Annotated in this window: 14 protein-coding genes; 5 read left to right on the top strand and 9 right to left on the bottom strand. The window is 65.7% G+C overall.

What is annotated here, in order from left to right:
- Positions 1-25: 25 nt before the first annotated feature.
- From ACFC0O_RS16445 to ACFC0O_RS16415, 7 genes are all read right to left on the bottom strand, one after another.
- Positions 26-472: a CBS domain-containing protein gene (locus ACFC0O_RS16445; RefSeq protein WP_375958533.1), complete on the bottom strand. Its 447-nt coding sequence runs from the start codon at positions 470-472 to the stop codon at positions 26-28.
- A gap of 201 nt (positions 473-673) precedes the next feature.
- Positions 674-1,213: a hypothetical protein gene (locus tag ACFC0O_RS16440; RefSeq protein ID WP_375958531.1), complete on the bottom strand. Its 540-nt coding sequence runs from the start codon at positions 1,211-1,213 to the stop codon at positions 674-676.
- Between the two features lie 20 nt (positions 1,214-1,233).
- Positions 1,234-1,449 (bottom strand): hypothetical protein, encoded by a 216-nt coding sequence (locus ACFC0O_RS16435; protein WP_375958529.1) that lies wholly within the window; start codon positions 1,447-1,449, stop codon positions 1,234-1,236.
- A 49-nt stretch (positions 1,450-1,498) separates the two neighbouring features.
- On the bottom strand, positions 1,499-1,930 hold the full coding sequence (locus ACFC0O_RS16430; RefSeq protein ID WP_375958527.1) for a pyridoxamine 5'-phosphate oxidase family protein: 432 nt from the start codon (positions 1,928-1,930) through the stop codon (positions 1,499-1,501).
- Positions 1,903-3,216 (bottom strand): FAD-dependent oxidoreductase, encoded by a 1,314-nt coding sequence (locus ACFC0O_RS16425; protein WP_375958525.1) that lies wholly within the window; start codon positions 3,214-3,216, stop codon positions 1,903-1,905. The genes ACFC0O_RS16430 and ACFC0O_RS16425 overlap by 28 nt, the downstream gene beginning before the upstream one ends.
- On the bottom strand, positions 3,156-4,769 hold the full coding sequence (locus ACFC0O_RS16420) for a flavin-containing monooxygenase (protein ID WP_375958523.1): 1,614 nt from the start codon (positions 4,767-4,769) through the stop codon (positions 3,156-3,158). The genes ACFC0O_RS16425 and ACFC0O_RS16420 overlap by 61 nt, the downstream gene beginning before the upstream one ends.
- The gene (locus ACFC0O_RS16415; RefSeq protein ID WP_375958521.1) at positions 4,769-5,689 is read right to left on the bottom strand and encodes a diiron oxygenase; all 921 of its coding nucleotides are present in this window, start codon (positions 5,687-5,689) and stop codon (positions 4,769-4,771) included. The genes ACFC0O_RS16420 and ACFC0O_RS16415 overlap by 1 nt, the downstream gene beginning before the upstream one ends.
- Positions 5,690-5,821: 132 nt before the next feature.
- Here ACFC0O_RS16415 and ACFC0O_RS16410 point away from each other — a divergent pair, with 132 nt between their 5' ends.
- Positions 5,822-6,430: a TetR/AcrR family transcriptional regulator gene (locus ACFC0O_RS16410; protein WP_375958519.1), complete on the top strand. Its 609-nt coding sequence runs from the start codon at positions 5,822-5,824 to the stop codon at positions 6,428-6,430.
- A gap of 6 nt (positions 6,431-6,436) precedes the next feature.
- Here the strand turns inward: ACFC0O_RS16410 and ACFC0O_RS16405 are convergent, their stop codons facing one another.
- Complete coding sequence (locus ACFC0O_RS16405; protein ID WP_375958517.1) at positions 6,437-7,282, bottom strand: enoyl-CoA hydratase-related protein; 846 nt, start codon at positions 7,280-7,282, stop codon at positions 6,437-6,439.
- Positions 7,283-7,394: 112 nt separating this feature from the next.
- Between ACFC0O_RS16405 and ACFC0O_RS16400 the strand changes: the two genes are divergently transcribed.
- The 3 genes from ACFC0O_RS16400 to ACFC0O_RS16390 all read left to right on the top strand — a co-directional run bounded on the left by ACFC0O_RS16400 (position 7,395) and on the right by ACFC0O_RS16390 (position 9,444).
- Positions 7,395-7,769, top strand: coding sequence for a hypothetical protein (locus ACFC0O_RS16400; protein WP_364649035.1), 375 nt, complete (start codon positions 7,395-7,397; stop codon positions 7,767-7,769).
- Positions 7,766-8,893 (top strand): DNA polymerase III subunit beta, encoded by a 1,128-nt coding sequence (gene dnaN, locus ACFC0O_RS16395; protein WP_375958515.1) that lies wholly within the window; start codon positions 7,766-7,768, stop codon positions 8,891-8,893. The genes ACFC0O_RS16400 and dnaN overlap by 4 nt, the downstream gene beginning before the upstream one ends.
- A gap of 110 nt (positions 8,894-9,003) precedes the next feature.
- Complete coding sequence (locus ACFC0O_RS16390) at positions 9,004-9,444, top strand: VOC family protein (protein WP_375958513.1); 441 nt, start codon at positions 9,004-9,006, stop codon at positions 9,442-9,444.
- Position 9,445: 1 nt separating this feature from the next.
- Here ACFC0O_RS16390 and ACFC0O_RS16385 read toward each other — a convergent pair whose 3' ends face one another.
- On the bottom strand, positions 9,446-10,738 hold the full coding sequence (locus ACFC0O_RS16385) for a hypothetical protein (RefSeq protein WP_375958511.1): 1,293 nt from the start codon (positions 10,736-10,738) through the stop codon (positions 9,446-9,448).
- Between the two features lie 270 nt (positions 10,739-11,008).
- Between ACFC0O_RS16385 and ACFC0O_RS16380 the strand changes: the two genes are divergently transcribed.
- Positions 11,009-12,694, top strand: coding sequence for a hypothetical protein (locus ACFC0O_RS16380; RefSeq protein WP_375958509.1), 1,686 nt, complete (start codon positions 11,009-11,011; stop codon positions 12,692-12,694).
- The last annotated feature ends 30 nt before the right edge of the window (positions 12,695-12,724 follow it).

The following is a 12,724-nucleotide window of genomic DNA, read 5'->3' as shown; positions in this document are numbered from 1 at the left end:
ATCGATTCGATCGGGAGCGGCCGATTCAGCAGGCGGTCAGCACCGCCGCGAGCAACCGCGACGCGGTGATCACGCCCACCAGTTCCTTGCCCTTCATTACCGCGAGCAGTGGACTGCGCAAGCGGGCCATGACCGCGGCGACCTCGATCACCGTATCGCCGGCGTCCGCAGCCGGGACATTGCTGAGCCCGTCGGGAATCACGTCGCGAACCTTCTTGCCGCGCAACTTGTCCGAGATGCGATCGCACATCGATTCGGTCAGCACACCCGCCAGCGACGGATCGTCCTGCACATAACTGGGCACGATGAACCGCACCACCTGCGACGCCAGCAGCACCGCCACCGGGATACCCGCGCTGTCGGTGACCAGGATCCCGGGCAACCGGTGCTCGGCCAGCAACCCGGCCGCGTCCAGCGCGTTGGTATCGAGGGTGACCACCGGGAATTCCTCGGCGAGTTGAGCAGCATGCATACCTGCAGGATACGACGCCGGACCACATCTGGATCCGACCCGGAATCGTCATGATCATCCACCCGGTGGCCATCGGATTCTCCCACGTCGAAGGGCGCGAACCGACTCCCGGATCACGTTCGCCGACCAGACTTCCCGGCACACCTGAGCTAAAAGATGCCGTAAAGAATCCGTCAGGAGCAAGTCGGCGGCAAGCGACTGTCAGTTGAGGACGGCGAGAAAGGTCGCGGCATCGCGATGCGAACGCAGCCGAATGAACTCGAGATGCCCATAGGCCGGATCGGACCGCAGGGCGAGATACCGTTCTCGATTCTTACCGTGGGTTGTCCAGGCCCACACGATCACCGACCGTTCGGGATTGAGCGAGAACATGTTTCGCCACTCTTCCCGATTGCCGTTCCATAGCTCACGGCGCGTGACCGCCCTGACGATGGTTCGCTTGACGATCTGCCGCATGACCATGTGCCGCGGCAGGTCGAACCAGAGCACCGTATCGGCGCGCTGCCACACCAGATCCCCGAGTTTGCCGTGATAGTTCCCATCGGCGACCCACGCGTCCGGCGCCAGTCGTTCAGCGACGGCAACCTGAAACTCCTGCGCGGGCATGGGCGTCCAGTCGGCCTGATGGTGGATCGCGTCGAGCTCGATATGCGGTATCCCGAGCACCTCGGAGATACGCCGCGCCAGCGAACTCTTCCCCGAACCCGAGGTTCCCACCACCGATATCCGACGCCCACTCACCCCCGCATTCTTTCACCGGACTAGGTGCTGTCCCACGGCACCCCAGACGGACCCTCGATCTCTTGGCTCCGATACTCCGGAACTCGCAACCGCCGCAACGCCGCCCGCCGCGCCTTCGGGTCCTTCGGCAGTCGCCGTAGTGCGAGCCGGAACTCGATCTCGAAGTAGATGAGCGCACCGAACACCGTTACCAACACCGAGCCGCAGACAATCCAGAACACGATGACGTACCACACGCCTCAAGTGTCGGCCACCCGCTCGACCCGCGCTGAGTGAAGCAGGCCATCACACGCTGGCGACACCGACGATCTCGCGCGGAGTGATCCCGATAAGCGACCTCTCCTGGTGCACAGCGCGTTCGGCGATACCGGGGGCGATCGATCCGTCGATGTATTTGGCCCGAATTCGGCGGGTCCACTGTCCCCCCGGATCGGGGGTGACGCTCGCGTCCCCCACTACCCGAACCTGCCTGTTCGGTCGTTCCCCATCCGCCCGCAACTCGCCCTCGATATCAATGACCAAACCCACCTTCGGATTTCGCGCGATTCGGCGCAGATGCGGACGGGTCGAGGAGCTGGTCAGGTGGAAACGGCCACTCTCCCAGAGGAACCAGATCGGGGTGACATGCGGATATCCGTCGGAGTCGATCGTGGCAAGGCGTGCAACGACATCCAGGTTCAGCAGGGCGTCTATTTCGTCGGGTTCCAAACGGCGCATAGTTCCCCGACGCTACGTGAGGGATCAGCCAGCAGACCGGCGCGGTGGTCGGCCAACAGGCAGGCGACGGTTTCCTCCGCACAGGTGCGGTTGGTGCCGATGACGCCGACGGGGCCGCGTTTGATCCAGCCGGCGGTGTAGACGCCGGGGATCGGGGTGCCGGTGGGGGTGAGGACGCGGCCTCGGCTGTTGGGGATGGTGTGGGTTCGGGGGTCGAATTCGATGCCGGGGATGGGGCGGCCGCGGAATCCGATCGCCGCGATCACGGTGGTGGTGTCGATGGTGTCGTCGGTGTTCGAATCGGTTCGCCGCACGCGGATTCCGGTCACCGCTTCGGTTCCCAGGATGCGGGTCGGCGCGGTGTGGAAGCGCAGGACTATGCGCTTGTTCCCCGGGGTGGGGGAGGTGGTGGTCGCGGCGGCGAGCAGGTCCAGGCGGGCGCGGGCGGCTGGGTCGGCGGGCCGTTCGGGGGGTAGATCGGCCGGGTTGACGAAGACGTCGATATCAGGGCGGTTCAGGAGGCCGAGCAGTTCGGGTGTGGTGAAGGAGGCGTGTTCCGGCCCGCGTCGGCCCAGCATGACGATTTCTTCGATACCGCTGTGCCGCAATGCCTCCAGTGCGGACTCCGCGATGGCGGTGGTGGTCAGGCGGGCGGGATCGGTGGCCAGTATGCGAGCTACGTCGAGGGCGACATTGCCGTTGCCGATCACCACCGCGCGGCGGGCGGACAGGTCGGGGGCGAGGTGACGATGGTCGGGATGATCGTTGTACCAACCGGCGAATGCGTTGGCGTAGTGCACACCTCGCAATTCGGCGCCGGGAACGCGCAGCGCGTTGTGATTGTCGGCGCCATAGGCGTAGATGACGGCGTGGTGGCGGGCCAGCAGATCGGCGTGCGTCAGGTCGGTGCTGATCTCCACGCCGAGGTGCAGCTGGAATCGGCTGCGTTTCTCGGGCACGAAGTCGAATTGGTCGATGACCCGTTTGGTCGCCGGATGATCAGGTGCCACCCCGTGACGGATGAGACCGTCTGGGGTGGAGAGCTTTTCGTACATGTCGACCTTGACGCCGGGGTGGCGCAGCAGCGCCGCGGCGCTGTACAGCCCGGCCGCGCCGGAGCCGACGATCCCCACGCGCAAGGGTGTCGCCGTGGTGATCAGCTCGGCCGGCCGTTGTGCCCGCGTGAATACCGGAGTCGGTGTGTGTTGCCGGTAGTAATCGGCGTTCAACTCCGCGAACGGCCGGGTCGCGACGGTGAGCGCGGCCTCGGGGCGGATCGCGTCCACCGGGCAGGCGTCGGCACGGGGTACTCGATGCCGTCCTCGCCGCTGAGGAACGCCGGGCCGTGATACTCGTCCTCGTCGTCGCGATCCTCGGGCCGGGTGAATTCGAAATCAGCCAGTCGCGGTGTGCGAGTGCGCCGCCAGTAGTCCAGCGTCGACCCCGGCCAGATGGCCCGGTTCACGCCGTCGCTGTCCAGGTACCAGCTGCGGCAGCCGCCGGTGGTCCAGACGGTTCCCCGTGAGCGGCGTTGTAGATCACGGTTGAATTGCTGCTGCACATGCGATTTCACCTCCACGCGGGTTGCCTCGCGGGCACGCATCGCGGCGAGCAGTTCGACGATGTAGCGGGCTTGCGCTTCGATGATGAAGACGATCGACTGGTTGCCGACGCCGGTATTGGGACCCATCAGTAGGAAGTAGTTCGGCAATCCGTGCGTGGCGAGTCCCAGGTAGGCCTGCGGGCCGTCAGGCCAAAGCTGTTGAATGGTTAGCCCGTTCGCGCCGATCAGCATTTGATCGGCGGTCTTGTCGACGACCTTGAATCCGGTGCCGTAGACGATGACATCGGCGGGATGCTCGACGCCGTCCGCGGTGCGGATCCCGGTCTCGGTGATTTCGGTGATCGCGGCGGTCACCAGTTCGACGTTCTCGCGTTGCAGCGCCGGGTAGTACCCGTTATCCATAACCATTCGCTTACAGCCGATCTCGTACTCGGGAGTCAGCCGCGCGCGAAGCTCGGGGTCGCGCACCTGTTGCCGCAGCTGGGTTTTCGCCACCGCACGAACGACAGGCATGTACTTCGGGTTCAGGAAGGCCCCGGTGAGGGCCTCGTGGCTGAAATAGATGCCGCCCCGCACCAATTTCCGCAGCCCGGGCACTATTCGATAGGCGGCGCGTTCGGCTGTGGTGATCGGCCGGTCGAGCTTGGGCAGCACCCAACTCGGCGTCCGCTGAAACACATCCACGTGCGCGGCACGCTCGGCCAGCGGGGGAGTGAACTGCACCGCGGATGCGCCGGTCCCGATGACCGCGACCCGCCGACCGGCTACGTCGACCGAATGATCCCACCGTGCAGAGTGAAAGCTGTTGCCCGCAAACGATTCCGCGCCCGGGATATCGGGGACCTGCGGGATGTGCAGCGGCCCGGTACCGGCGATGATCACGCGCGCGGTGCGCTCGACCCCGTCGGTGGTGGTGACGGTCCAGGTATCGGAGTCGTCGTCGAAACGCTCGCACACCACCTCGGCACCGAAGCAGATGCTGCGCCGCAGATCGAACCGCTCGGTGACCTCGCGCAGATACTCCAGGATTTCGGCCTGCCCGGCATAGCCGCGGGTCCAGTTCGGATTGGGCGCGAACGAGAACGAGTACATCAGCGACATCACATCGCAGGCCGCGCCCGGATAGGTGTTCTCCCGCCAGGTGCCGCCGACCTCCTGCGCCTTCTCCAGGATGACGAAGTTGTCGATGCCTTTGCGGCGCAGCATGATCGCGGCGCAGAGCCCGGCGAAGCCCGCACCGATGACAATGACGTCGTATCGAGGGCGATCGCTCATCACAGGAATCCGAATCGACGCCACAGCAACCGCGACACCGGATTCATCAGCCCGTTCTCGGACAGGAATCCGTGCAGCCCTTCGAAAGCCTCGCGGCGGCGGGCATTGACCTGCTCGTTCGCCCGCGCCTGACGCATCGCCTCACCGGCATCGAGCCCGCAGCGCTCGTAGACGCGCCGGTCATACATCAAGCGGCGCAACACGAATCCCGCCGCCCCGTTGGCGGTCGCCGCGAACTGCCGTTCCCACCACGGCGCGTGCTGCACCCGACGGCGCACGCCTTCGCGCGCGTACCGGATATGCCGTGCCTCCTCGGTGACGTGAATGCGCATGATCTGCGCGACGATCGGCTGCAGATCGGGATGCCGGGCGTAATTGCGCTGCGCGTCGTCGATGACTTCCTCACCGCACAGCGCGGCCACCCACAGGAACAATCCTCGATAGAAGAACGGAAACGATTGCACCGTCATCGCTTCCAGCGTCGAGAGCCGGTAGGGCAATGCGCCGATCGCCGTGATCACCCGGCTGAACATGATCATGTGCCGGGTTTCGTCGCCGATCTCGGTCAGCGCGTACTGCACGGTGCGCGAGGTCGGATCCTGATAAAGCATGGCGCGCAGCAGACCCTGGTTCAGCGTGTTCTCGAACCACACGGCTCGGCTGAGCATGTTCGCCAGTTCCTGGCGCGAGAGCTCCACGCGTTCGAGGTGAGACATGCTCTCCCACAACGGTGTTCCGTACAGCGAGATGGTCTGCGGCGGCATATAGAACAGCCGCGGGTCCTGCGACGCATCCCAATCCACGTCGATGAGCGAGTTGTAGGAACGCCGCAGCGATCCCCCGATCAGGCGGTCGGCGACCGCGTCGCGCGCGGCGGCGTTGGCGGTTCGGGGGTCGGTGGCGTCGGTCGATGCGGTCATCGTGCACTCCTCCTGGCACGAATCGGCAGCCGGTCACGCGTCACGGTGTCGCCGGGTTCGGCGACGCTGCCGATTCAATAGTGGAAGAGTAGACATATATTGCCTATGTGTCTACTTCGTAGGATGTGGGTCATGAGCCCGACGGTCACACCCAACAAGGCGGCGAACAATACGCGCGAGCGGATTCTCGACGCGTGCCGAGAGTTGGCCGCCACCACGGGCATGCGCAAGCTCTCCATGGATGAGGTGGCCCGCCAGGCGCGCATCAGCCGCGCGGGGCTCTACAAGCACTTCGCGGGGCGAGACGCGCTGATCAGCGCATTGGTGGAGGAAGAGCTGGCCAGGTTCTTCGCCGAAGTCCAACTGGTTGCGCAGCGATACGACGACCCCTCGGACAGGCTCGTCCACTCCTTCGCCGAGGCTTACCGGCGACTGAGCGGGCACCCGGCGGTCCGGCCGGTCCTCACGCTGAACCCGGAGCTGTTCCTGCCGTACGTGATCACCACCGACAGCCAGGCGCTGAATTGGGGGCGGATGTTCGTCGCGACGTTCCTGCCGCTGGATGGCTGGTCCACCCCGGCGGCGGCGAACCAGTTCGCCGAGCATGTCGCCCGTGCGTTCCACACGTTGATCCTGATCCCGTCCGGGGTGCTCGATCTGGAGACGCCCGACGGACCGGAGAATTACGCCCGCAACTTCCTGTTGCCAGTGCTGGACCATCTCTGGTCCGCACCGGACTAGGCGGGGTCAGCGCAGCCAGTCCTCCAGGTCCGGCACATCCGTGCGCGCCACACCGGTGAAGCGTGGTGGGCGCTTCTCCAGGAACGATGAGATGCCTTCGGCCAGATCGGGACTGGTCGAGGCGTGCGGAATCGTCTTGCGGTCCAAGGCGAATGCCGCTTCGGGATCGCCGTGGGCGGTCATGGCCACCAGGGCCCGGCGGATGACCGCCGCCGAGGTCGGCGCGATATTCACCGCGATGTCCCGGGCCAGCTCGTATGCAGCGGGGAGTAGGTCCTCGCGCGCGTGCAGGCTGGTCACCAGGCCCGCGTCCAAAGCTTCCTGGGCGCTGATGATTCGGCCGGTGAGCATCCATTCCTTGGCTTTGGCCAGGCCAACCAGCTGCGGTAGGAACCAGGTCGACGCGCCTTCGGGATACAGTCCGCGACGAGCGAAGACGAAACCGAATTTGGTTTCCGCACTGGCCAATCGGAAGTCCGCCGCCAGCGTCATGGAGATGCCGACTCCCACGGCCGCGCCCTGGATCGCCACGATGACCGGCTTGTTCGAGTTCACGATCGGCCGGACCACGCGCGTGGACGGCTCATCCCAGTCCGGGTCGGTGGTATCGCCGATCGAAGGCTCCGCGAAATCCATTCCTACGCAGAAGTATTCGCCCGCCGCCGCCAGCAGGATCACCCGCACCGAGTCGTCGCGGTCGGCGGCCGTCACCGCGGCACCGAGCTCATCGGCCATGGTGAGCGTGAATCCGTTGCGCGCGTGCGCCCGGTTCAGCGTGATCGTCGCGATCGCGTCGGCGACCGCATAGGTGATCGTCGAGTACTCCGTCGCGCCCGCATCGCCGTCGCTCATCCGCGCTCTCCTCATCGATGAGTAAATGGAACCCGAAGCTTCTCAATGCATCAGCCGCAGGTCAATACCCGACCGTCAAAAATTCTTTGACGCTCGAGGTATGCTCCCGATCATGCCCGATCCCGAACACCCGGACGCGGCGCTGCTCACCGAGTGGCTGGCAACCACCGCGCCGCCGTCGAGCCAAGCGCCGCAGCACAATCCGGCAGCCGTCGTACGCGCGGTCCTGGACCGGCTGGCCGCCGATGACACCGCCGAGCTGCCGCATCGCGTCATCTACGCCGCGGTCATCCAGCTGATGGCCGCGCGCACCGAACTGGATCGCCTGGAACTCGAACTCATGCGCGCCGCGAGCGAACACGGCAACAGCTGGAGCTGGATCGCCGAAGCCTTCGGCCATCGCTCCAAACAGGCCGCGCACGCCCGAGCCGCCGCACTGCATCGCCGCCTGGAACATCGCACCCTGGACGAGGAAGAACCCCGATGAAAATACGTGTCGAACGCGACTGCCTGACCGAGGCGCTATCGGTCGTCGGCCCGGCGGTGCCGCGCCGCCCGTCGGTCCCCGTGCTGGCGGGCATTCGGCTACGGGCAGAGGCGAATTCAGCCTCGGTGGCAGCGTTCGACTACGAGATCTCCTCGCACGCCGCGATATCCGGCACCGAAGTCAGTGAGCCCGGCGAGGTGCTGGTCTCCGGACGCCTGCTCACCGAGATCGCCAAGTCGCTGCCCGCTCATCCGGTGGACCTGTGCGACAGCGGCGAACAGCTCGAAATCGTCTGCGGACCAGCACGATTCACACTGCCGCTGATGACCGTCGAAGACTACCCGGAACTCCCACCCCAACCCCCGACCACGGGCACCGTCGACTACACCGAGTTCTGCGACGCCGTAACCCAGGTCGCCGTCGCCGCAGGCAAAGACGACACCCTCCCGATGCTGCTCGGCATCAACCTCGAATTCCACGCCGGCTTCCTGCGATTGGTCAGCACCGACCGCTTCCGCATAGCGATCCGCGAACTCGACTGGCAACCGAGCACCCCGATCACAGGCGACCAGCCCGCCACTGTACTGATCCCCGCCCGCGCCCTCGCCGACACCAGCCGAGCTCTGTCCGGCTCACAACTCGAAATCGCCTGCGGCCCAGCTCAAACCGTCCTCGGCCTCGCATCGGACAGCCGCCGGGCCACCTTGCGCACCCTCGATATGGCCTACGCGCCCTATCAGGGATACCTCGTGGACCGCCGCACCGCGACCGCCCGTTTCCCCAGCGCCGCGCTGGCCGAGGCCGTCAAACGAGTCTCACTGCTCTCCACCCGCGGCGCACAGGTCCAACTGACCTGCACCGCCGAAAAGACCCGCCTCGCAGCGGGAAACGACAGCGAGGGCAACGCCGAGGAAACCATCGCCGGCGAATTCGACGGCGACCCCCTGACCGTTGCCTTCAACCCCCGCTACCTCCTCGATGGCCTCACCGCGATGCGCACCGAAACCGTCGAACTCGCGCTCAATGGACCTTCTCGGGCTGCGGTCCTGCGCCCCACTCGGCCCAACCCAGCCGGACAACGCGACGGCTTGATCTACGTGCTCATGCCCATCCGCCTGCCCTGACACCATCGCCGCTCCGCAACCGAGACTGTGTCCGATTCGTTCAAGACCACGCGGCCGCTCAGCAGTTAGCTTCAGGACCGACCGAAGGTATCCAGTCAGGAGGTACACCGTTGAAAGCGAATATCGCCGCACTCACACTCGGCGTCGACGACCTGGAACGCTCCCTACGCTTCTACCGGGAAGCACTCGAGCTGTCCTCCCCGGGCATCATCGGCACCGAATTCGAGGCCGATGACATCACCCCCGGCGGCGCGGTCGCCATGTTCACCCTCGACAGCGGGCTGATCCTGTCGCTGTACGAACGCGAGAACCTGGCCAAGGACGCCGGCGTCGCGCCCGAACGCATTACCGGCTCACCCATGAGCCTGGGGTATTTCGTCGATGACCGAGACGAAGTCGACCGCATCCTCGAACGCGCGCAAGCCGCGGGCGGCACCATCGTGCGCGCACCACTGGAACGCCCCTGGGGTATCTACGCGGGCTACTTCGCCGATCCCGACGGGCACCTCTGGGAGGTCGTCTACTTCCTGGGTGGCCAACCGCCGAACTGAGTTAGGCGATTCCGGCGGCGGACAGGACCGATTCCATGATCGGCAGGGGGAGGTTGGGGTTGCGGACCGCGCCGTAGGAGGTGGTCGGGTCGTCTAGGAGTTCGAGGAGGCGGCGACGGCTCAGGCGGGGGTCCGCGGCGGTGGCGCGGCGGACTCGGGGGTCGATGTCGTGGCTGAGGCGTTCGATCAACTCGGTTGAGGCGATGGGGTCGTGGACCACCAGGGAGCGTTCGGTGGGGTCGGGGCTGGCGGCGAGTTCGCGGAGGCGGTGGATCGGGAAGTTGGGGTGGGTGATCAGGTCGGCGCGGGTGATCATGCGGGTTTCGCGGAGTACCTCCCAGAGCACGTCGGCGGGGGCGTAAGGGTGTGTCTCGCACAGGATCAGGCGGACCATTGCGTCGTCGTCGGCCGCGAGCCGGTGCACGAGATTGCGGGGCAGCCGGGGGTTGTAGGCGGCGCTGCGACGCAGACCCAGATGGGTGGACTCGACCGCTCGCCGCATGAGGGCGGGGTTATCGGTGGTGCTGGGCCAGAACGCGGGGGTGATCTGTTCGGCCGGGTCGATGTCGACGGCGATGATCTCCCGCACCCGATCACCCAGTTCCTGTCGCATCGAAACCGCCACGCGCACATCGTGACTGCGATCGGCAATCAGCCTGGCGATCGCTTCCCCCGGTAGATACGGATTCTCGGCCAGCAACCGCCGCACCCATTCATCTCGGGACAACAGCGCTGCGACGGTAGCGGGATCCAACGGTGCGGTCGCGATCGCCTCCGACCACAGGTGCACCAAATCATCTCTGACAGTAGCTATTTGGGTCAGCAGGTGCGGCAGCCGCCGCCAACTGCGCGTGGCCGCCGCGGTACGCGTTTCGGGGTCGGGGTCATGCAGCAGTAGATCCAGCACCGCCGCAGGCGGATTGGGCCAGGTCAGGCAGGCCGCGGATCGCACGGCGGGAGACGGGTCCGCGACGAGCTCGCGGTAGGTGTGATCAGGCAGCGGTTCGACCTTGGTGCGGAACGTGATCGGCCCGGCGGCGACGAACAGCCGGATGACGGCACTCGAATCGTCCGCCAGCCGCGCCCGCTGCCGTGCCGGTGCGAACACGCTGCGCGCCAGCAACCCTCGAATATCCAGATCGCGGTGTGCGACCACCGCGTCGTAGATCGGGTCGGGGAGTTCGGGCCGGGTCGCCACCGCCGCCGCACCCGCACAATCAGCGGCCAGAATTCGCAGCAGCAACTCCTCGGGCGTGCTCGGATTGCTCGCCACTCCTTCGACATTCGCTCTCACGGGGTCAAGATGCCACCTTCGGCCCCTGGCGCGCTGGGGGCATTCCCAGCCATGACTACTGCCAGGCTCGCAGCCGACCCACTCCGGTTCCGGCCCGCCTCGGGATCAGGTCACCCGGCGGGTGATATTGTGCGCGCGGCCAATTTCTTCCGGGCCCATTCCTGATGATCCACGGCGAATCGCCGAAGTGATTGCCAGCAACACCTGTTCGATTGTCTCGGTTGCGATGTCATGCGGGCGCGATGCGCTCCCGAAGGTTTCAGCGGAAGGATGAAATCGTTGATTGGCAAGCGTCGGCGAGCCCTGGTTTCGGTAGCCGCGGCGGCATTGTGTGTTTCGAGCAGCGGGTCGGCGAACGCTGATGAATGGCTGCCGTTCGGGGTGCTGCCCGCGCCGGTCAGCTGTGCGGCGCTGTCGTTGCCGGGGCGAGCGGGGGCGTGGCCCCTGCCGATGCATTTCCCGAACACCGGGATCGGTTTGTGGACCATGCCATTCGCGCCCGCGGAGGTCGCGACCCGGCTGCCGCAGCGCGTCGAATTGCGTACCACCGACGGCGGATTCAATGAGGTCTGGCAGTACGCACTGCTCGACAACAATCTTTACGTCAAGGCCGTCGCGGGTGAAACGGGCTGGCGTATCCCGCCGCTGCCGAATTGCCTGCGCGGACAGATCACCGGGATCTCGGTGGACGGTTCCCGTCTGGTCGCGACCGGTCCCGAGGGCCGGGTCTACACCCTTGAATCCGCCGATCAAACGCCTGAGCTGTGGTGGTGGACCGCGCGCTACGGCGCCCCGACCTGGTTGGATCCGGCGGGTCAGCGGGTGCGTTCCGGAAACCGGGCGTGGAGCCTGTCGTGGCTGGATCCGCGCTATGTGGAATTGATTCCCTTTCGCCAGGACGGCTTCTGGACCGATACCGCCGGACATGACCAGCCCGTTGGCGGCGCTGGGGTGCATACGGTATTCGTACTCTCGCCCGAAGGCGACCGGATCATCATTCTCGACCCGTGGCTCGCGGGCGGGGATCCACTGCATCCCGATGACCCTGCGCGCGCCGACGACTACAGCTTCGAAATGCCCGGACCACTCGACGGCCGCTTCCGCGCAATCAATCTCAGCGCCGCGGGGTCGACCACGTTCCTGATCAACGAGTTCGGTGATATGTACACCAGGCTTTGGGATTTCGATATCTCCGGCTCGGATACGGTGTTCTTCTCCTACTCCTATGAGGATCAGACGGCGCACGACACCGCGCCGAACAATTTCGAAGGAGAGTTCGCTCGGTTCTCCTTCTTGCGGCCGTTCTTCTCGCAATACGCGAACATTCAGCTGCCCGCGCCGTCCTGGATCCAACAGCCGAAGATTCCCGGTGAGATCACCTCGACCATCAGCATTCATCAGACCGGTGGCCGTTCCTTCGAGCGGGAATTGCGGGTGGAGGGTCGCGACGATGGTCGAACCGGGTTCTGGCACAAGCCGATCGACCCGAACGCCGAATGGGCCTTCGAGCCGACGGACCGGACCCTGACCACCGAGCTGCTCGACAATCGGCCGAGCGATACCTCCGCCGCGACGCTCGCCGCGCCGAGCGGGGTGCATTTCGACTACCGAGATCCGGACGGCTGGACGCTGAGCACCCGCGACTTCGACTACGCCACCGACAAATTACCGCTGCGGCTGTGCGCCGGGCAGGCGTGCACCGATCTGGTCGCCTACCTCGCCAGTGCGCCCCGATTGGGCTGGCAGCCCCAGGGTTTGAGCGATACCGCGCGCGAGTATCACGGCTTCGTGGTTGTCCCGCAGGACGAGTGGGATGCCATGGACGAGCGAGTGCGGCCGATCGTGGAGCAGTTCACCGGAACCGGCAGGTTCCGCAATGCCATTGTCACCGCGACGAATTCGGCGCTGCGGGTGCGTACCGACGAGGGCGTGAACGTCCTCATGTCACGGTCATGAACTACAACTCATCCGAAAGGGCAGGAATCT

The organism is Nocardia sp. NPDC056100, from assembly GCF_042266325.1.
Lineage (GTDB): Bacteria > Actinomycetota > Actinomycetes > Mycobacteriales > Mycobacteriaceae > Nocardia.
The sequence above is the reverse complement of the archived record's forward strand: the minus strand, read 5'-3'. Positions and strand labels throughout refer to the sequence as shown.

Coding starts and splice junctions, on each gene's coding strand:
- ACFC0O_RS16445 (WP_375958533.1), bottom strand. CDS start 472: ATGCATGCTGCTCAACTCGCCGAGGAATTCCCGGTGGTCACCCTCGAT.
- ACFC0O_RS16430 (WP_375958527.1), bottom strand. CDS start 1,930: ATGCGCCGTTTGGAACCCGACGAAATAGACGCCCTGCTGAACCTGGAT.
- ACFC0O_RS16420 (WP_375958523.1), bottom strand. CDS start 4,769: ATGAGCGATCGCCCTCGATACGACGTCATTGTCATCGGTGCGGGCTTC.
- ACFC0O_RS16415 (WP_375958521.1), bottom strand. CDS start 5,689: ATGACCGCATCGACCGACGCCACCGACCCCCGAACCGCCAACGCCGCC.
- ACFC0O_RS16410 (WP_375958519.1), top strand. CDS start 5,822: ATGAGCCCGACGGTCACACCCAACAAGGCGGCGAACAATACGCGCGAG.
- ACFC0O_RS16405 (WP_375958517.1), bottom strand. CDS start 7,282: ATGAGCGACGGCGATGCGGGCGCGACGGAGTACTCGACGATCACCTAT.
- ACFC0O_RS16400 (WP_364649035.1), top strand. CDS start 7,395: ATGCCCGATCCCGAACACCCGGACGCGGCGCTGCTCACCGAGTGGCTG.
- dnaN (WP_375958515.1), top strand. CDS start 7,766: ATGAAAATACGTGTCGAACGCGACTGCCTGACCGAGGCGCTATCGGTC.
- ACFC0O_RS16380 (WP_375958509.1), top strand. CDS start 11,009: ATGAAATCGTTGATTGGCAAGCGTCGGCGAGCCCTGGTTTCGGTAGCC.